The sequence below is a fragment of the Candidatus Poribacteria bacterium genome, from assembly GCA_009839745.1.
Lineage (GTDB): Bacteria > Poribacteria > WGA-4E > WGA-4E > WGA-3G > WGA-3G.
Genome location: VXPE01000056.1, coordinates 48,509 through 68,267, shown reverse-complemented (window position 1 = coordinate 68,267; position 19,759 = coordinate 48,509). Strand labels below are relative to the sequence as shown.

Annotated in this window: 16 protein-coding genes; 13 read left to right on the top strand and 3 right to left on the bottom strand. The window is 50.7% G+C overall.

Annotated features, from left to right (window positions below):
• Positions 1 to 633: 633 nt before the first annotated feature.
• From hflK to F4X88_09735, 3 genes are all read left to right on the top strand, one after another.
• Positions 634 to 1,602, top strand: a complete 969-nt coding sequence (gene hflK, locus F4X88_09745; protein ID MYA56566.1) for an FtsH protease activity modulator HflK — start codon at positions 634 to 636, stop codon at positions 1,600 to 1,602.
• 183 nt (positions 1,603 to 1,785) lie between these two features.
• Positions 1,786 to 2,748, top strand: coding sequence for a protease modulator HflC (gene hflC, locus F4X88_09740; GenBank protein MYA56565.1), 963 nt, complete (start codon positions 1,786 to 1,788; stop codon positions 2,746 to 2,748).
• A 5-nt stretch (positions 2,749 to 2,753) separates the two neighbouring features.
• Positions 2,754 to 4,643 carry a hypothetical protein gene (locus tag F4X88_09735; GenBank protein ID MYA56564.1) on the top strand — a complete coding sequence of 630 codons (1,890 nt, stop codon included), beginning with the start codon at positions 2,754 to 2,756 and terminating at the stop codon, positions 4,641 to 4,643.
• Between the two features lie 146 nt (positions 4,644 to 4,789).
• Here the strand turns inward: F4X88_09735 and F4X88_09730 are convergent, their stop codons facing one another.
• Positions 4,790 to 5,878: a Gfo/Idh/MocA family oxidoreductase gene (locus F4X88_09730; protein MYA56563.1), complete on the bottom strand. Its 1,089-nt coding sequence runs from the start codon at positions 5,876 to 5,878 to the stop codon at positions 4,790 to 4,792.
• A gap of 398 nt (positions 5,879 to 6,276) precedes the next feature.
• Between F4X88_09730 and F4X88_09725 the strand changes: the two genes are divergently transcribed.
• Complete coding sequence (locus tag F4X88_09725; protein ID MYA56562.1) at positions 6,277 to 8,460, top strand: malate synthase G; 2,184 nt, start codon at positions 6,277 to 6,279, stop codon at positions 8,458 to 8,460.
• A 162-nt stretch (positions 8,461 to 8,622) separates the two neighbouring features.
• On the opposite strand, the gene F4X88_09720 is transcribed toward F4X88_09725, so the two are convergent.
• The gene (locus F4X88_09720) at positions 8,623 to 9,480 is read right to left on the bottom strand and encodes an amidohydrolase family protein (GenBank protein MYA56561.1); all 858 of its coding nucleotides are present in this window, start codon (positions 9,478 to 9,480) and stop codon (positions 8,623 to 8,625) included.
• Between the two features lie 139 nt (positions 9,481 to 9,619).
• Here F4X88_09720 and F4X88_09715 point away from each other — a divergent pair, with 139 nt between their 5' ends.
• The 8 genes from F4X88_09715 (at position 9,620) to F4X88_09680 (ending at position 16,808) form a co-directional block, all read left to right on the top strand.
• The gene (locus F4X88_09715) at positions 9,620 to 10,432 is read left to right on the top strand and encodes a ThuA domain-containing protein (protein MYA56560.1); all 813 of its coding nucleotides are present in this window, start codon (positions 9,620 to 9,622) and stop codon (positions 10,430 to 10,432) included.
• Between the two features lie 19 nt (positions 10,433 to 10,451).
• Complete coding sequence (locus F4X88_09710) at positions 10,452 to 11,306, top strand: phytanoyl-CoA dioxygenase family protein (GenBank protein ID MYA56559.1); 855 nt, start codon at positions 10,452 to 10,454, stop codon at positions 11,304 to 11,306.
• Positions 11,276 to 12,802 carry an argininosuccinate lyase gene (gene argH, locus F4X88_09705; GenBank protein ID MYA56558.1) on the top strand — a complete coding sequence of 509 codons (1,527 nt, stop codon included), beginning with the start codon at positions 11,276 to 11,278 and terminating at the stop codon, positions 12,800 to 12,802. The genes F4X88_09710 and argH overlap by 31 nt, the downstream gene beginning before the upstream one ends.
• A 68-nt stretch (positions 12,803 to 12,870) precedes the next feature.
• Positions 12,871 to 13,593, top strand: coding sequence for an orotidine-5'-phosphate decarboxylase (gene pyrF, locus F4X88_09700; GenBank protein MYA56557.1), 723 nt, complete (start codon positions 12,871 to 12,873; stop codon positions 13,591 to 13,593).
• Between the two features lie 4 nt (positions 13,594 to 13,597).
• A complete protein-coding gene (locus F4X88_09695; GenBank protein MYA56556.1) occupies positions 13,598 to 15,034 on the top strand; it encodes a sulfatase-like hydrolase/transferase in 1,437 nt (478 codons plus the stop codon).
• 199 nt (positions 15,035 to 15,233) lie between these two features.
• Positions 15,234 to 16,010, top strand: coding sequence for a ferredoxin--NADP reductase (locus F4X88_09690; GenBank protein ID MYA56555.1), 777 nt, complete (start codon positions 15,234 to 15,236; stop codon positions 16,008 to 16,010).
• Between the two features lie 113 nt (positions 16,011 to 16,123).
• Positions 16,124 to 16,402, top strand: a complete 279-nt coding sequence (locus F4X88_09685) for a hypothetical protein (protein ID MYA56554.1) — start codon at positions 16,124 to 16,126, stop codon at positions 16,400 to 16,402.
• On the top strand, positions 16,395 to 16,808 hold the full coding sequence (locus F4X88_09680; GenBank protein MYA56553.1) for a type II toxin-antitoxin system VapC family toxin: 414 nt from the start codon (positions 16,395 to 16,397) through the stop codon (positions 16,806 to 16,808). Before F4X88_09685 ends, F4X88_09680 begins: the two co-directional genes overlap by 8 nt.
• Before the next feature lie 114 nt (positions 16,809 to 16,922).
• Here F4X88_09680 and F4X88_09675 read toward each other — a convergent pair whose 3' ends face one another.
• Positions 16,923 to 17,657, bottom strand: coding sequence for a tetratricopeptide repeat protein (locus tag F4X88_09675; protein ID MYA56552.1), 735 nt, complete (start codon positions 17,655 to 17,657; stop codon positions 16,923 to 16,925).
• A 169-nt stretch (positions 17,658 to 17,826) separates the two neighbouring features.
• Here F4X88_09675 and F4X88_09670 point away from each other — a divergent pair, with 169 nt between their 5' ends.
• Positions 17,827 to 19,734, top strand: a complete 1,908-nt coding sequence (locus tag F4X88_09670; GenBank protein MYA56551.1) for a hypothetical protein — start codon at positions 17,827 to 17,829, stop codon at positions 19,732 to 19,734.
• Positions 19,735 to 19,759: the final 25 nt, after the last annotated feature.

Sequence of the window (19,759 nt, the reverse complement as noted above, 5' to 3'; positions counted from 1 at the left end):
TGGCACTTCTGTGAAGTTGTGTTTTACAAACAGTTATTTAGCACAAGTCGTTAAATGTACGTCTGTCTTGGCTTCTCGGACTTTTTTCAAACTGGCGTTACAATAGCGTTCCTACGGAACTCAAGAGGTTCTAGGGTGAGACACAATGCCCCCCATAGGCATCACGGGTTAGACCGATTGCAAACGCTAAATTGACACCTATGGTGCGGTTGCAAACCGCACCTACCAGGCCTGGGTAAATGTCTGTTTATTTTTCTCGTCTATCATATATGCGTCTAAAGTGACCTATACGGTAATCAAAAAGTATTTGCATTCAACTGGCATCAGTTATTGAACGCGTTCAGCAATTTTTTCTCGGTTTTACTATGGAAACTGTGAAATTATCCTGCCAAGATCGAAGCGGTTTCCTGTAAATCCTGATTCAGACGACAAACGCTAACGAATAAAAAAATCAGCGAAATCCGTCGAATCCGCGAAAATCCGCGATTCAGACAACTGCTGAAATACTCACGCCCAATTTCCATCTTTCCCTTGACTCTTTTTCCCAAATATCCTATGATTGTAGGCGTTTGTTGTGGTCTACATCCTTAAATGTAAAGAATTAAATGTAAAAAATAAAAAGGAGAACTCTTCATGCAGGAACTCCATGAATTAATAGAACGACAGCGTTACACGCGTCTCATCACGCCCAAACGCATTGTGTTGGTGATTCTCGGTGTGATCGTGTTAGGGGGCTTAGCGACGAGTTTCTATACCGTTGAAGCAGACGAAATCGCGGTTGTGCTGATGTTCGGTAAATCCGTCCGACAAGCCGAGCCGGGACTCCATTTCAAGTTACCGCTCGGCATTGAGAGAGCCATTAGCGTCCCTGTCCGAAAGGTTTTCAAAGAGGAATTCGGGTTTCGGACGCTCAGAGCCGGCGTTCGGACGCAGTATGATAGCCGGGATTACGCCGATGAGTCATTGCTCCTGACGGGTGACCTGAGTATAGCGGATGTCGAATGGGTGGTTCAGTATAAAATCAAGGATCCGAAAATGTTCCTGTTCTCTGTCCGGAATCCGCAGCGGGCTTTGCGCGACCTTTCGGAATCTGTGATGAGTCGGGTCGTAGGCGATCGGACTGTCACGGAGGTGTTGACTGTCGGGCGTATTGAAATTGCGGCGGAAGTTGAAGAACATCTTCAGCAACTCCTGGATCTTTACCAAACCGGATTAGATGTGGCGACGGTGACCTTGCAAGATGTGAATCCGCCAGAGGCCGTGAAGTCCGCCTTTAACGCCGTTAACGAGGCGAAACAGGAGAAAGAACGCTTAATCAACGAGGCGTGGCGTGATTACAACCAATCCGTCCCGAAAGCTAACGGTGTGGCAGCGCAAAAAATTTCGGAGGCACAGGGTTACGCACTAAAACGGGTGAACGAGGCACAGGGGGATGCGGATCGGTTCAAGGCGATTCGTTCGGAGTATCAAAAGGCGAAAGAAGTTACCCGTCGCCGACTCTACCTCGAAGCGATGCGGGAAGTGTTACCACAGGTGAAAGAAATTTATGTCATTGACGGTAACGCCAACGCACCGATCCCACTTCTGCAACTCAAAGAATAAAGTTAGACGCGAAAACGAAGCCTGCAACAATACGCAGAAATACCGGATTTAGTCTGGGAATAGACTAAATCCATTCCTTGTATTACATTGCAAAAACACGCAGGCGACTCGAACACGAAAAGCGTCAACTCACAGACCCCGTTACTTATCCGCAAGGTAAAGTTAAAAAGGAAAATTAAAAACATGAAATCGAAAATAGTGCTTATACCCTTAATTGTCGTTGTCGTGCTGGTAGTGCTGATTGCGTCGGGTGTGTTCTATACTGTTTATGAAGGTGAACAGGTCGTCATTACCGAGTTCGGTCGTCCGGTTGGGCAACCGATCGTCACAGCTGGGTTAAAAATAAAAACCCCGTTTATTCAACAGGTCCACCGCTTTGAAAAGCGCGTCCTTGAGTGGGACGGCTCTCCTAACCAGATTCCGACAAAGGACAAGCGATTCATCTGGTTGGATACCACGGCGCGCTGGCGTATTAAAGACGCGCTCAAATTCTATCAGGCACTCGGAACCGAAGTATTTGCGCAGTCCCGTTTGGATGACATTATTGATTCCGCAGCGCGAGATTTAGTAACAGCGCAACTCTTGATTGAGGTCGTGCGGGATTCAAATCGTGTCTTAAGTCTGGATCTGGAGGTCCTTGAAGGAGAAGAAGGACAAACGGGTGAACCTTTGGAAGAGATTCAGATTGGTAGGGACCGGATTACGCGCATGATCCTTGAGAAGGTGCAGGAAACCGTTCCACAGTTCGGTATTGAACTCGTCGATGTTCAGATAAAACGAATTAACTATGTAGATGAGGTTCGCAAGAAAGTCTTTGACCAAATGATTTCGGAGCGTCAACGCATCTCTGAGAAATACAAATCCGAGGGTGAAGGCGAAGCCGCTGACATCATGGGACAGAAGCAGAAAGAGTTGGAGCGGATCCAATCTGAGGCATATAAAGAAGCCGAGCAGATTAAGGGCGATGCGGATGCGCAAGCCATTCAGATTTATGCCGAAGCACACGGTCAAGACCCAGAATTTTTCGCTTTTATCCAGACATTAGAGACGTATCGTCAGACGACCAACGAGAGCACCAAACTCATCTTGACGACGGATAGCGACCTCTATCGGTATCTCAAAAGCAGTGAATCAATCAGGCGTTGAGCCTCGTGAATCGTCGACTCTCTCCTCTCAGTTTGAAAGCGGTTTGCATCGGACTCCTGCTGATTCCAGCGAATGCGATGTGGCAGATGATGGGGCTCCGGTGGGACATCGCGCACATGTCGATGATCTCGCTGCTCTACAACACGATCACGCTACTGTTCGTGCTGACGATCGTGAACCGCTTCGCGAAAAAGGTCTCGCCGCACCTCTCACTTTCCACTGCTGAACTCCTGACGATCTATGTAATGTTGTGCCTCTCGACCGCTATCGGGGGGCACATGTGCGTGCAGATCCTCCTCCCGATTATTAGCTACGCCTTCGCTTATGCCACGCCGGAGAACGATTGGCAATCCCTGTTTTGGCACTATATCCCGTCATGGACCTCGGTCACCGATAAGCGTGGACTCGCCAATTTTTTCGATGGTGGTTCCACGTTCTATCCGCACTTCCCGGCGTGGAGCTCGCCGTTGTTATGGTGGGGACTCTTCCTCGCGGCACTCTTTTCGGTGATGCTCAGTATCAACTTCATCTTCCGAAGACAGTGGACAGAGAATGAGAAGTTGAGTTATCCGCTAATCCAATTGCCGTTGGCGATGGCGAATCCGAGGAGCGGGTTCTTCCGTAGCAAGGCGATGTGGATCGGGTTCGCGGTTGCGGCTGCTATCGATCTCCTCAACGGGGTTAATTACCTGTTTCCACAAGTGCCGCGACTCAGCGGTATCCGTGCGTATGACATCGCAGATTTCTTTACCGTCCGTCCATGGAACGCCATTACGTGGTTCCCGATCGGTATTTATCCGTTCGCCGTTGGATTGGCGTTCTTTATGCCGTTAGAGTTATCCTTTTCCTGTTGGTTCTTTTATCTGTATTGGCAGGCGTTCCGTGTGTTAGGCAGTGCGGTCGGTCTGTCGGCACCCTTCCCGTATGCGGAGGAGCAGTCTTTCGGGGCATATATCGGTATCGGTCTGGTGGCGGTCTGGAGTGCACGCCGATACTTATCGCAAGTGCTGCGTCGGTTGTTTGGCACGCCCGCAACGTTCAAGGATCAGGACGAACCCATCTCTTACCGTGCCGCGGTGATATGGATGGTGTTGAGCATGGTGTTCCTTGTTGTTTTCTGCTATAAACTTGGGATGTCGTTGTGGGTCATCGCGACCTTCTTTGGATTGTTCTTCGGGTTAGCGACGGGGATTACACGGATGCGTGCCGAACTCGGATCCCCCGTTCACGACCAACACTATGCCGGTCCCGATAGGATGATGTATTCAGTTTTCGGCGCGAAACGTCTCGGTGCGAGTAACTTGACAGGGTTGGCGTATCTCTACTTTTTCAATCGTGCGTATGATTGCCTGTTGATGCCCCACCATCTTGAGGGATTGAAGATAGCCGAGCGTGCCGACATCGAAAACAAGACCTTCGCGAGGGCGGTCATCGTCGCTATCGGTGTCAGCATCATCGCTACGATCTGGGCATATCTGCATGTCTCGTATCAGGACGGGGTCTATACGGCGTGGGCGGGCAGAGAGACCTTCAGTCGACTCGGTAGAAGACTCGTCCAACCTGCGGGTCCCGATACCGCAGTGCTGAGTGCGATCAGTGTCGGAACGGTGATGGCGGTTCTCTTGGCGTTTCTACGGGGACGGTGGATGTGGATGCCGTTCCATCCGGCGGGTTACGCCGTCACCAGCACCTTTACGATGAATTTCTTCTGGTTTTCGCTCCTTGTCAGTTTCATCTTGAAGTGGATTATTACGAAACACGGTGGCATCGGTGGTTTTCGGAGGGCGGCACCCTTTTTCCTCGGTCTCGTGTTGGGAGAGTTCGTCGTGACGACCTTCTGGGGCACAGTAGCGATTCTGTTCCGAGTGGAGACCTACATTACCATTAATCTGTAAAGACAGACGCTCTTAATCTAACGTGGATTCGATTTATCCAGTGCGGTTAGAAACCGCACCTACCGGACCTGGGAAAATATAGTAACGGTAGGGGAGGTTAAGAAACCTCGCCAGCGAAGGGTGTGGAGCCGCTATCCATGAGCGATTTAATCTATTTCCCATTCGTTCAAACCGAGTGGCACAGGATCCGGGCGTTCCGTCGTGCTTTCGATGACGACGTGTTCGCCGGTTTCCGAGGATTTGTCGAAGGCACACATCACTTCAAGCACGTGATATGCCAACGCACCGTTTGCACGATGCGGACGTCCCGATTCGATTGCAGATACCATATCAATGACCCCAATCATCCGGGCGTTGTTTGGGAACGGGATGTCCTCTTCTTCCCACTCCCCGCCTGCGGGACACACATTTACGGGACCCCTGAATCCGTTGGGATCAGGCACCGTCATTGATCCTGTTTCACCGTAGATTTCGATGCACGGGAGACTGTGCCGCCACATGTCGAAACTCATAATCATTGTGATAATCGCGCCGTTCTGGAATTCGAGGGTGCCCGTGAGGTGGGTCGTAATTTTAACAGGGATACGCAAACCACGCACGGCTTCACTCGTTGCGACGCGTTCTTCAAAGGTTTTTGTGGTAATCGCGGCGACGCGCTTGACGGGACCCAGGATATTCACGAGTGCCGTCACGTAGTAAGGACCCATATCCAACATTGGACCGCCGCCGAGATCGTAGTAGAAAGCGGGGTTTGGATGCCAACTTTCGTGTCCGTGTCCGCACATGAACGCTGTCCCGGCGATGGGTCTCCCGATTTTTCCTGCATCCAGTGTCCATCGTGAGGTTTGGATACCCGCGCCGAGGAAGGTATCGGGTGCCGAGCCAACGCGGCGTCCTTTTTGTGCGGCGGTGTCAATCAGTTGCTTCCCGCTCTCGGTGTCCACACCGAGGGGTTTTTCGCTATAGACGTGTTTACCTGCCTCCAAGACTTGCAAACCGACATCTACGTGTGCCCGCGGAATCGTGAGATTCACGACGAGTTCAACTTCGTCATCAGCGAGCAATTCATCGACGGTGCATGCGTGGGAGTTATATTTTTCGGCTTGCGCCTGTGCCGCTTCTATTCGGAGGTCAGCACAGGCTTTGATTTCTAAAATGTCCGTTTTTCGCGCCCCTTCAAAGTAGGCACTACTAATGGTTCCACAACCAATAATTCCAATTTTCATATTTTTGATTATACCTTGATTGGGGTCGGATCGCACTGCGTCCGCTAATCAGCCGCTTCATCCTTTTCGTCGGATGTGATATGGAGTTGGTGCCCCATTATTGCAAGTCATGCTGCGGTGTGATTTTCACACCGTCCGTAATATATTTCGCTTCAGTGAGAAGGTAAAGTCTCTACTTCATTTAACATCTTAACACAAGTTCTATATTTTCGCAAGTTGCCTGACAATGGCATCGACATATTTGTTTTCTTGTGAATATTTCTAAAAATCTAAAAAAACAATTGACAGGCTATAGATGTGTTGCTATGATAATTAACAATTGAGGCGAGAATTTGTTGTCGGTGCAACGAAGCATCGGCTCACCGAGATCCAACACCTTAACAGCACCTTGGAATGGAGAAAAGAGTATGGGAAACCGGATTGAAATCGGTAATCTCAGGATAGATGAAGATTTGTACGCATTGGTGAGAGATGAGATCGCACCCGGCACGGGAGTAGAGGCGGATGCCTTCTGGAAAGCGTTCGGTGACATCGTTGCGGCGTTCGCACCAGAAAACAAGACGCTCTTGGAGAAACGGGATACGCTCCAAGGGCAGATTGACGCGTGGCATCTGGCGCGTAAAGATGAACCCTTGGACAGTGAGGCGTATTCGGCGTTCCTGACCGACATCGGCTATCTGCTTCCCGAAGGACGGGATTTTACTGTAATTACCGAAGACGTTGACATAGAGATTTCGCTCATCTCAGGTCCGCAATTGGTTGTGCCGACCGATAACGCCCGCTATGCCCTAAACGCCGCGAACGCACGTTGGGGAAGTCTCTACGATGCCCTTTACGGCACTGATGTCATTGATGAATCGGACGGTGCGACACGGGGGACGACCTATAACCCGATCCGAGGGGCGAAAGTCATTGCGTATGCCGAAACGTTTTTAGATGAAATGACCGGACTTGAAACTGGGAGTTTCTCTGACGTTACGGAATTTTCCTTAAAAACCGTTCATAACGAGCAACAGTTACGGGCAACCCTCAGTGATGGCAGCGAGGTCGGCTTAGCCGATCCGACCAAGTTTGTAGGGTTTACGCAAACCGATGGCGAACTGCGTGTTATTCTCCTGCGAAACCACGGGTTGCACATCGAAATACAGATAGACCGAGAGCATCCCGTTGGAAAGGCGCATCCTGCGGGGGTTGTTGATGTTATCCTGGAGTCGGCAATTACGACGATTCAGGATTGTGAGGATTCCGTCGCGGCAGTGGATGCAGCAGACAAGGTGCGCGTCTATCGGAATTGGAACGGCATCATGAAGGGGGCGCTGGAGACGACATTCGAGAAAAACGGCGAAATGCTGACCCGTCGCCTCGCACCCGATAAGACGTTTACCGCACCCGACGGAGGCACATTGACGGTCCCAGGCAGAAGTCTTCTCCTGATTCGGAACGTTGGACTCCACATGTACACGGATGCCGTCACGACGGCAGCGGGTGAAGAAGTCCCGGAAGGCATTCTGGATGCCATGGTAACGAGTTTCGCCGCGATACATGACCTGCAGGGCAACGGTCCCGTCACCAATAGTAAAACCCGGAGTATCTACATCGTCAAACCGAAGTTCCACGGACCGGAAGAGGTGGATATGACGATTCGGATGTTTGAGTGGATTGAATCGGCACTTGGACTCCCGACGAATACCATTAAGATTGGGATTATGGATGAGGAACGCCGGACGACCGTCAATCTCAAGGAAGCGATCCGAATCGCACAGGAACGCCTCGTCTTTATTAACACCGGATTTTTGGATAGGACTGGCGATGAAATCCATACGAGCATGGAAGCGGGACCCGTGATTCCGAAGATGGAGATCCGCGACGAGCCGTGGATGCTTGCCTATGAGGATTGGAACGTCGATATCGGGATTGAAACCGCTTTACTCGGCACTGCACAGATTGGGAAGGGGATGTGGACGAAACCTGACCAGATGGCAGAAATGGTCGAAACGAAGATGAATCACCCCTTGGCGGGTGCGACAACGGCATGGGTGCCGTCACCGACAGCCGCAACGCTGCATGCGATGCACTATCACCGAGTTGACGTTGGAAACTGGATAAAAGAATTGTCCGCAAGACAGCGCGCCAGTTTGACGGATCTGCTGACACCGCCATTGTTGAAGGATCGAGAGTTGCAGCCCGATGAAATTCAGCGTGAGTTGGATAACAACGCACAAGGCATTTTGGGATACGTCGTCCGATGGGTGGATCAAGGTATCGGCTGCTCGAAGATACCGGATATTAACAACGTCGGCTTGATGGAAGATAGGGCAACGCTGCGAATTTCGAGTCAACACATTGCGAATTGGCTGCATCACGGAATCGTTACGAAGGCACAGGTAACCGAAACGTTTCAACGGATGGCGAAGATTGTTGATGAGCAGAACGCTGGGGACCCGAATTATCGAGACATGTCGCCGAATTACGATCGGAGCATCGCGTTCCAAGCGGCTTTGGACTTGGTGTTCAAGGGGTGTGAACTCCCGAACGGGTATACCGAATTCGTGCTGCATCCGCGGCGGCGAGAAGTCAAGGCGGGCGGTTAATAGGCGTAAGCTCAGAGAATGGAAAAATAAAAAAAGGGAGGGGTGAACAAAGCACTCTTCCCTTTTCTTTTTGGAATAGGACTTACGCAAGATCGGAGAATTCCGTTTATTCCGAATGCAGTCAGTGCGGTTCCAAAACCGCACCTGCCGGGACTGTTGTATCTATGCGTCAAGTCGGTAAAATCTAATGGCATTATCTCTGAAAAGGTTTCGCACCTCCTCAGATGAATATCCAGATACAGCCTCTCTCAATGTCTGTACCCATCGTGGATACGCCGAGGCTTGCGTAGAGACGGGCCAATCGCTACCGTATATAACGCGGTCAAAACCGAAGCAGGTGATAACGTGTTCGATATACGGTTGTAGATCCGCAGGTGTCCATGCCTCGAAGTCAGCCTCTGTTACCAAGCCCGATATTTTGCAATGGACGTTTGGGAACGTCGCAAGCGTTTGAATCTCCTGTTTCCATGGATCAAACAGTTGGTTCTTGATGTCGGGTTTGCCGATGTGATCTAAGATGAATTGAACATGCGGACACTGTTCCACAAGCCGAATCGCATTGGCGAGTTGCGGGTGAAAGATACAGATATCGAAGTTGAGCCCGTAGCGAGAAAGTGTTTTAACACCACTTACAAAGTTGGGTTGAATGCAAAAATCCACGCTTTCGGATTGGATGAGACGGCGGATACCTTTGACGAGTGGGTTCTCTGCCAGTTTTTCAACGAAGGGTGCCACCTGTGCTCCCTCTTCGAGGGGTGCCCATGCAACAATACCCTGAATCCGAGGCTCTACTGTTGTTGCGAGGTCGGTAACCCAGGTAGTCTCTTTCAAGCCATCATCGGGATGCGTATCGCACTGAACAAAGACGATGGATTCAATATCCAATTCGCCGGACGCAGCGTTGTAGTCTTTTAAGAGATAAGGTCTATTGAGGGCGGGGACTTCCGTAAGCCATGGGTATCTCAACCGTTCCGGGTGCCAGAGGTGAACATGCGTATCAACGATGGGGAATTTCTCCATTGCGGTGCTCCTTTATTACCTTGCGTTTAGGGTATTTTAAGGCTGCTATGCAAGATTGTCAAGTTGAAAAATTGACATCCACAACGAGAACGTGTATAATTGTAGCATAGTAGATACTCCGAATGGGAGAACGAAAGATATGGCAAAGAAATCTCGAATTGTTATGGTGGCAGGAAGTGGAAGTCGTGGCAGTGGCGCGCATGAGCATCCTGCTGGGTGTGACTTTCTCGCCGATCAGTTAAACAAAAATGTGAACGGCGTAGTGGCAGTGGTCTCTCAGGGGTGGCCCGAAGATCCAGCGATTTTCACCGATACAGATGCCATTATTGTTTATTCAGGCGGTGGTGAAAACCATCTTAGCATCCCGCATCTTGATCAGATCGGTGAATTGATGGCACAGGGCATAGGACTCGCGATGTTACACTTTGCAGTCGAGGTGCCAAAGGGCAAGCCGGGTAATTGCTTCTTAGACTGGATCGGGGGTTACTTTGAACCAGGCCTTTCGGTGAATCCGTATTGGATTGCAACGTTTACTGAATTTCCTGAACATCCGATAACACGTGGGATGGAGCCGTTTTCATTGAAAGACGAGTGGTATTATCACATGCGGTTTCGTGAAAATATGCGGGGCGTGACACCTGTGTTGAGTGCGATTGCGCCTGCATCAACGCTCAAAAGACCCGATGGGCCATACAGCGGCAATCCACATGTCCGTGCCTCGGTAGCCAACGGTGAGCCTCAGCACTTGGGATGGTGCTTCGAACGTCCAGATCGCGGGCGTGGGTTCGGATGTACCGGTGGGCATTACCATCAGAATTGGGGGAATGATCAATTCCGTAAGTTAATTCTCAACGGGATTCTCTGGACAGCAAAGATGGAAGTCCCTGAGGGAGGTGTCTCCACACCGACCCCGACTGAAGCGGAATTGGAGGCATATCTGTCATATTTGTAGTTTTATAAGGAGACGGAACATGGATCAAGAGATACAAGATTATCTGTTCGACCTACAAGGCTATCTAATTTTAGAGAACGCAATCTCGAAACCTGATCTGGATGAAATGAACGCGTGGATCGATGACCATTGGACTTACGTTGAAAATCCGTGGGAGGACGAAACCGAAGACAGACGGATTCCGCGTTGGATCGGGAACATCGAAACGCATACCTACAACATCGAGAACGGTGTGAATTTCCAGAATATTATTGAGGGTGGGGACGTTTTTCAGAAGTTGATCGACCATCCTTCATGGATAGGGTTGATGCGGAGATACGTCCACGAGGTCAACGGGCTTTCTATCCACGAGAATTTCCTCAACGTCCGCGGTCCCGGCGGTTTCATTCATATCCACTGTGGTGGACATGTGCCGCTGAGTTACCTGACGTTCCGACAGGAGAACACCGGCGAATGGATGGTCGGACAGATTAACGTCCTGATGGCGCTCAACGATATTGGACCGGGGGATGGCGCACCCGTATTGGTGCCTGGGAGCCATAAATGCACAGAGATTCACCCGCGCTTGAAGGTCGATGGGAAAGGGCTGGTCTATGACGGCGTGAGCGGTAAACCCGCAGGGACAGCCTTTGGCACGAAGGAGATTTATCTCAAGGCAGGTGATGTCGTCATGTTCACGGATGCGATTACACACGGATCGGCAGAGCGGACGAGTGAGGGATATCGCCGATCGATCGTCTATCGCTATTCTCCGAGATATGTCCGTGAGCGTTTTGACTATCCACATTCCAAAGAGTTGTTGGCACGTTTGACACCCGATCAACGCAAAATTATCCAACCGACATCAGTCCGTCGCCCGCCACAGGTGGTATAAGTGTGGGAAAACCGAGAAAGACCCTCTGGGGTGGACGTTTCAGCACGAGCCTCACCACAGAGACGATAGCCTTCACGCACTCTATTGAAGCCGACACCCGACTCATCGGATACGATATCTGGGGAAGCCAAGCGCATGCGATCATGCTCGCTCGCCAGGGGATTATCTCCGATGCCGACCTGCGCGAGATTTTACGCTGGCTCCAGAAAGCAGAAACGGATTTTCAGAACGGCAATTTCACGCTCGATCCGAATAAAGAGGACGTGCACATGAACGTCGAGTCGTATCTGATTGAGAACGCCGGGCGCGAGTTCGGCGGTAAACTCCACACCGCTCGTTCACGCAACGATCAGGTACTCGTGGACGCGCATCTCTACATTCGGGATGAAATTCTCAACGTCCAACGCGGTCTCTCCGAACTCTGCGACGCCTTCCTCCAGATTGCGAAAGCACACGCCGACACCGTCATGCCCGGCTATACGCATACCCAACACGCACAGCCGATCAGTCTCGGTTTCTGGGCGACGGCTTACGTAAGTATGTTCCTACGGGACCAGAAACGACTACAATCTGCTTATGCCCTTGCCAATATAAATCCCCTCGGCGCGTGTGCCTTGGCGGGGACAACCTTCCCGATTGATCGACACCTGACGACGGAACTGCTCGGTTTCGACGCACCACACGAACACGCACTTGATGTCATCAGCAGCCGAGATTTTATCGCAGAGGTGCTTTTCGCGCTGTCGCTTGTGATGGCGAACCTCTCACGGATTAGCGAAGAAATTATCTATTGGACGACTTATGAGTTTGGGATGGCGGTGCTTGATGATGCCTATAGTTTCGGGAGTTCCATCATGCCGCAGAAAAAGAATCCCGATATTGCCGAACTCACGCGCGGGCGCACAGGGCGCGTCTACGGCGCGTTGCTGGATCTGTTGACGAATCTCAAGGGGTTACCGATGGGCTATAACCGCGATTTTCAGGAGGATAAACCCCCGCTTTGGGAGGCGTTTGATGTTGTGAAGGCGTGCCTCGGTCTGCTACCGGAACTCCTCAGAACCACGGATTTCAGAACCGAACGGATGGCGGAATTGGCGAATGCAAACTTCGCAACGGCGACGGAATTGGCAAACTATCTCGTTAAAGAACATCGGATTAGTTTTCGGGAGTGCCATGAGATTGTCGGCTGGCTCGTCGGGGAACTCGTGCAGCTGGAAAAAACGTTCTCAGATTGGGAACTCACGCAAAAACTTTTGAAACAGAGAGAGATTGACATACCGATTTCGCAGCTCAAGCAGATACTGGATGCGGAATTGGCGATTCAGAATAACCAGAGCCTCGGTGGCACATCGCCTGCAGAGGTGCATCGGATGGTAAACAAGTTTACAGAACAACTGAATGATATTGAATCGCATATCCATACCTGTCAGACGCAAATTGAGGACGCGCACCGAGAGACGCTGCGAATCGTTGATGAAGTTTGCGGTGCCGGTTGAGATAATATTATAAGAGAAGGAATACAAGGAATTAATGCGTAACACAGCGCGTCACCCTTACATAGGAGATTAAAAAATTGAAAAACAGATTGATCGTCGCATTGGATACGGACGATGATGGGAGGATTGGCTGGTTATCCAGCAGGCTTAGAGATACAGTCGGTTGGTTTAAGATGGGCTTTCAGGCGTTGAGTGCTCTCGGAATGGAAGCTTTTCAACGGTTTGAACAAAACGGGCATAACGTCTTTGTTGACCTAAAGTTCCACGACATTCCGAACACAGTGGCACGTGATGTCGGTATGATGACAAAGCACGGTGCGCAGATGATTAACATGCACGCCTCCGGTGGGTTTGAAATGATGCAGGCAGCACGGAAAAGCGCGGAGGATGCAACTGCTGAGAACGGGATCCCAATGCCAATTCTGCTCGGTGTAACGGTTCTGACGAGTATTGACGAAACAGGCTTTCAGCGAAGTTTCGGCTCAGAACGGGGACTGACGAAACAGGTCGTCTATCTCGCACAGTTAGCGCAGGAAGCAGGATTGCGTGGTGTCGTGGCGTCACCGTTAGAAATCGAGTCGATACGGAAAGCGTGTGGCGACGATTTTGTAATCGTCACGCCGGGTATCCGTCCGAAGTGGTCGAAGAGTGGTGATCAGCGGCGCATTACCACACCAGCGGCGGCGATTCAACGCGGCGCGGATTATATTGTCGTCGGACGACCTATTATTGAGGCGGAGAATCCGGTGGAAGCCACCGAAATGATCCTTGAGGAGATGAAAGGGGCATAAGACTATGAACATTGTGTGTATCTGTTTGGACACGTTTCGTGCGGACATTATCGGTGAAGGTAAGAAATATAGCCACGTGCAAACCCCGAACCTCGATGCCTTAGCATCGGAGAGCGTCCGTTTCACACGGGCGTTTGGTGAAGGACAACCCACACTCCAGATCCGTCGCGGCAACTTTACAGGGATGCGGAGTTTTCCGTGGCGGTATAACTTCGACCGGCGTGGACATTGGCACCATGCCCCGGGGTGGCATAAGATTCCACCCGAACAGGATACGATCGCTGAAGTCTTACTTGAACGCGGTTATCTCACAGCGTTGATTGCGGATACGTATCACATGTTCAAACCGACAATGAATTTCTCGCGTGGGTTCGCGCATTTCGACTTCATTCGCGGGCAGGAATCGGATAACTGGCACAGCGGCGATCCGAAGTTGATTGAGGCGCAACTCCGAAAACACGTCCGTGAACCCCTCAATTGGCAACGGCACGCTGGGCTCGTCAACTACCTCTTGTCGCAACGGCATCGGCAATCCGAAGATGACTATAGTTGTGCGCGCGTCTTCGGGGCCGCAGCTGACTGGCTTCAGGACAATCATACCGTCGGTCCGTTCTTCTTATGGGTGGATAGTTTCGACCCGCATGAACCCTGGGATCCACCGAAGTCCTATGCAGACCTCTATTTTTCCGACTATTCGGGCAAGGATTTCATCACACCCGGCAGTGCGAACGAAGGCGATGGGCCTACGGAAGCTGAACGCCGCCGAATTGAGGCACTTTACCTCGGCGAAGTGACGTTTGTTGATAAATGGATCGGCGTGCTGCTTGACAAGATAGAGCAGTTGGGTATCCGAGACGAGACGCTGATTGTGCTCATGTCTGACCACGGCACGCAACTCCGAGATCACGGGAGTTTCGGAAAGGGACCGAACAAGTTACACCCCTTCAATACGCAGTTAAATTTGATGATTCGGCATCCAGAGGGACCGCATGACAAGGAAGTTTTCGCGTTCGTGCAGAACCACGATCTGATGCCGACGCTTTTAAATCTGCTTGACATTCCGTGCGGTTGGACGGATGGTGAGGATATGTGGCAACTCGTTACGCAGGAAAAGGCGTTCCTCCGTGAACGGATTATCACCGGTTGGGCAGGATTCATCACCGGCAATGCGCGCGGACGCGTCAGCGTGCGCGATAACCACTGGAACTTTTGCACTTCAGTCGGTTATACCGATGAGAACGGCGATGAACTCTTTGATGTGCGGAATGATCCGGAGGAGAAGGTCAACGTCGCGAGTGACCATCCAGCGATTGTTGCCGAACGGAGACGGGATGTCGAGGCGTTGATCGGACAACCCTTACCCGGACATTTCATTGAGGTTTGCGATCCCGGGCAGGCACCGATGACCCAATGGCTTGAGAAGAAATTGGCGAAGATGTAAGAAAACAAAACGCCTTTGTTTGCCTTATCGTAGATGGCTATCGGCTGCCGATAGTTGATAGCCACTCGTGGAAAAAAGACTTGATTTCAATTTTCTTTTTCAGTAAAATGTGTTGAAAAGGTCATCAAAAATCTATTATTTTCTTTTTGACGTAATTTGCAAGTCGAAACCTATCATAGAAAATTTGAAGGGAAATATTATGGGAAGAAGAAGACGCTCCAGAGCGCAATATTTAAAGGGTGAATTGATTGAACGTGAAGACTTTTCTGAAGATTTAGCCGCGTTCAAATTCCGTGTTGATAAACAGGTGCCGTTCATACCCGGGCAATACGCTACGATCGGTTTTCAAGTTGACGAAAAGATCGTCCAACGTCCGTATTCGATCGTTTCCTCACCGCACGAGCCGTTTATGGAGGTCTTCGTGGAATTGGTGCCGGAGGGTGCGACGACTCCCCTGTTTTGGGAACTGAAATTGGGGGACAGCGTGTTTATTCGGGACCGTCTCGTTGGCAGGTTCGTCTTGGACACGGAAAGTGGTATGACACGCCACGTGATGGCGGGAACTGTCACGGGTGCTGCCCCATATATTAGTATCGCGCGGACGCAAAAGATTGAGCAGGAACAGGGCAAAGCGAGTCCACATCAGATTTTAGCGATCGTCGGTGCGAGCCTTTCATGGGAACTTGGATATTACGCGGATGAACTCAACGAACTCGCCGCACAAGAAGAGTGGTTCACGTTTGTCCAGACGGTGAGTCGTCCGTGGGAGGACCCGGAATGGCAAGGTGAGAGCGGACGTGCCGAAGATGTGATTCGGAAATACGGGGATCAACTCGGTTACGATCACACAAATGCGGTCGTTTATGCGTGTGGACACCCACAGATGATCGAGAATGCGAAAGCGATCTGGGCGCGTGCGCGTTTCCCTGAAGAACGGATTAAAGAGGAAAAATTCTTCGTGATTAAAGAGGAGTAGGTAGGAATCTACACAAATCTGCGTCTAATAGCGACAGCAGATCAAATAGAAACCCACGAAAAATGTGGCAATGGAAACCGTAGCTGTCATGAGTATATCACTTTGGGGACATCATGAAGAACGTTGAACTTAAACAACAGGCGATTGCTTATATCGAGCGACTTTCGGCTGAAAAGCTTGAAGTTGTTCTTGACTACCTCCTTGCTCTTGAGGATTCTGATCTTTGGGCGACTCCAGCGGAGTCGGAAGCCCTAAAAAGTGCTGATGAGGTGGAGCCACTCCTGGCATTGGCAGGGACGTTGGAATGTGACGAAGAAAACATCAGTGATCGCCACGATGAGTTGATCGGGGACGGGTTACTGGCAGAATTATCGGGGCGTGGGCATGAATGAGGTCTTCGCGGATACCTCCGGATGGGCCTCTTTCTTTCGGGAGCAGGAACGCCATCATGTGAGGGCTGTTACCTTAATGACGCGGTGGGCAGCAGAAAATCGGCACATTGTCACGACAAACTATGTGCTGGGTGAGCTCATCGCCCTCTGCGTGCGTTTGCGAGTGCCGCGTTCGAGAAGTATTTCTTATATCCAGAGCATCCGCGCCGAGACGTGGATCGAAATCGTACATATCGACGAGCGACTTGACGCACGAGCGTGGGAGTTACTGGAAAACAGATTGGATAAGACGTGGAGCTTGGTTGACTGTGCAAGTTTTGTTGTCATGGAACAGCGAGGCTTGACAGATGCGCTAACGACGGATCATCATTTTGAACAAGCTGGCTTTGTCCGGTTTCTTTCGTGATTTGAGGGTTTTAATTAAACAGCGGTATTGTGCGGATATAACAAAATTCGTGCGATACCGTTGTTTCGCGTGGTGAGGTGCTATTTTTTATATAGGACGCGGTGAGTAATGCCGTTATTTGTGTCCCTGCTTCAGTAGGTCTGCGAGTTCCTGAGCAGGCTGATAATTGGGATCAAGTTTTAAGGTCGCTGTAACGGCGTCTGTCGCCGCTTCCAAATTGCCTGATTCTCGGTAGGCACGTGCGAGGTTATAATGTGCCCGTTTAAGGTGGGGAGCAATGGCTATGACCTGTTCAAGGTGCGGGATTGCTTTGTCGTAGGATCCCTGTTCCACGTAAGCATAGCCGAGGTAGTAATGGGCATCGACAAGATCGGCATCTAAGGCGATCGCGTTTTGTAACGCCTCGATTGCCTCCTGATACGCGTGTAGTCTAATGTAAGTCGCACCGAGATGTGCATAGATATGCTTATTATCGATAGCAGCGACCTGTGAGTTGCGCGCTAAATCGGCATTAAGGGTTAGGGCTTTCTGGAACGTTGAAACGGCTTCTGTATAGCGTTCGGCATTGAGATACGCTTTGCCGCTGTCATAGTATGCTTGTGTTATCGTTTCACGGAGTAGTATCGCGGGTTGGTAGGCGGCATCCAGTTTTAGTGTCGTGATGACCAAAGTGCTGGCTTTCTCTAATTCGTCCTGTTCAAGATACGCTCGACAGAGCGCGCAGTGAGCACCAATGAAATCCGCATCCAACTTTATGGCTGCCTCAAACTCAGTGACGGCTCTGTTATATTGTTTCGTTTCCAAATAAGCAATGCCGCGATTATAGTGTGCTTCTTTTACGGTATTCATTTTATGTCTTTGGAAGGAGAAGGTTACGCTTGAGATAATTTTTATACGCTTATTCTAACAGATCAGGCTTTAATGTTGCAAACAAAAATCTTGAGCGCAGTTCAATTCTGCGGTATAATGGCGTTGTGGTTCTACGGGTAAACGACACGCACCTCGACTGGGGCTATCTATGCTGCAACACTCGCCTGCCCTCTCTACGTCTTCTCGTCAGAAGATCCGGTGGCGGATTATTTGGCTTGGACTCGCGCTGATTCCCTTCAATAACTATTGGGTCTTCGCATCGCTGCGTTGGGATCAAGGGTTCCCAACGACGATGTCCCTCTTTTTCAATACCATCTTCGTACTCGCCCTCCTGATTGCCATCAATACCATCCTGCGTCGATTCGCGCCGCGCGCTGCACTCACTCAAGGTGAACTGCTGACGCTCTATGCAATGCTATCCGTAGCCTCGGCTATCTGTGGACATGACCTGTTTGAGGTAATCATTACCAATATTGCCACAGTCGGCTGGTTGGCGACGGAGGAGAATGAGTGGAGCACGCTCTTCCACCGTTATCTCCCAGATTGGCTCGCATTGACGGACAAGAATCGGTTGACTGTCTATTTTACCGGAGAATCCAGCCTCTATCTGCGTCCACACCTTGAGATGTGGTGGAAACCTACGCTGGCGTGGAGTGGTTTTATCATCGTCCTGTTGTTCACGACGTTTTGTATTAACGTGATGCTACGCAGACAGTGGATTGAAATAGAACGGCTCAGCTACCCGATCATTGAGTTGCCGTATCAGATGACAACGGCACGTTTTTTCCGCTCAAAACCGTTGTGGATTGGCATCATCCTCGCAGGTGGGATAGATGTCGTTAACGGGCTGCATTTCCTGTTTCCAAACTTTCCGGGACTCGGCGGCGAGTTCTACGATCTGCGTCCGCTGTTTACGACGAAACCGTGGAATGCGATCGGTTGGACACCAGTTGTTTTCTTTCCCTTTGTTATCGGGATGGCGTATTTTATTCCGCTTGACCTTTCGTTTACCTTCTGGTTTTTCTATATCTTCTGGAAGTTTGAGATGATCTTTGGCAGTATCGCTGGCTTGCAGCGGATTCCGGGGTTCCCGTTCATCTTCGACCAATCGTTTGGGGTTTGCGTCGGGGTCCTGTGTATGGCAGTATGGAGTGCGCGGGCCCATTTACAGAATGTCCTGAGGCAGGCGTGGCACGGCAGCAGAAGAACGGAATCCAACGAGCCGATGTCCTATCGCGTTGCGGTGTTAGGGTTAATCTGTGGCTTTCTGCTCCTCGCCGGTTTTTGGTGGGTGGCGGGGATGTCGTTCTGGGTAGCGATCCTCGTTTTTGCTATCCATCTGACGACGGTGACGGTGATTACGCGGGTTCGTGCTGAACTCGGTCCACCGATTCATGACTTACGCTCTATGGGACCCGATGTCTTACTCCCCAAGATGTTCGGAATGCGACGACTCGGTGGACAAAATTTGGCACTCTTTTCATTGATATTCTGTTTCAACCGTGCGTATCGCGGCAATACAATGCCGCACCAGTTAGAAGGCTTGAAATTGGCGGAGCGATCACGTAGTTCTTCACGGCGGCTTGCCGTCGCGATGCTCCTCGCGATGGTCCTAAGTCCTTTTGCGGCGTTTTGGGGGGCACTGCATCTCGGTTATGAGAGTGGAGCGATTGAGGTGTGGTCTGGCTCCGTGTTTAACCGCACACAGAATTGGCTCACCAACCCGATGCCTGTGGACATTCCAGCGTTGGTTGCGATGGTCTGCGGACTTCTGTTCGCATTCGGTCTGACCTTGGTTCGGCTCCGTTTTTTCTGGTGGCCCCTGTATCCGATCGGATACGCCATCTCTGGAACGTGGGCAGTGAACTTTTTCTGGTTTTCGGTGTTCATCAGTTATTTCATCAAGTTAGCGATTCTGCGTTTCGGCGGCGTGCGGACGTTTCGGCGGGTTGCCCCGTTCTTTCTGGGATTGATTTTGGGGGAATTCTTGGTCGGAAGTGTCTGGGGACTTCTCGGCATCTTCCTCGAAAAGCCAATGTACCGATTTATTTGGTGACGGCGCACGTCCACCAATTTTCGCT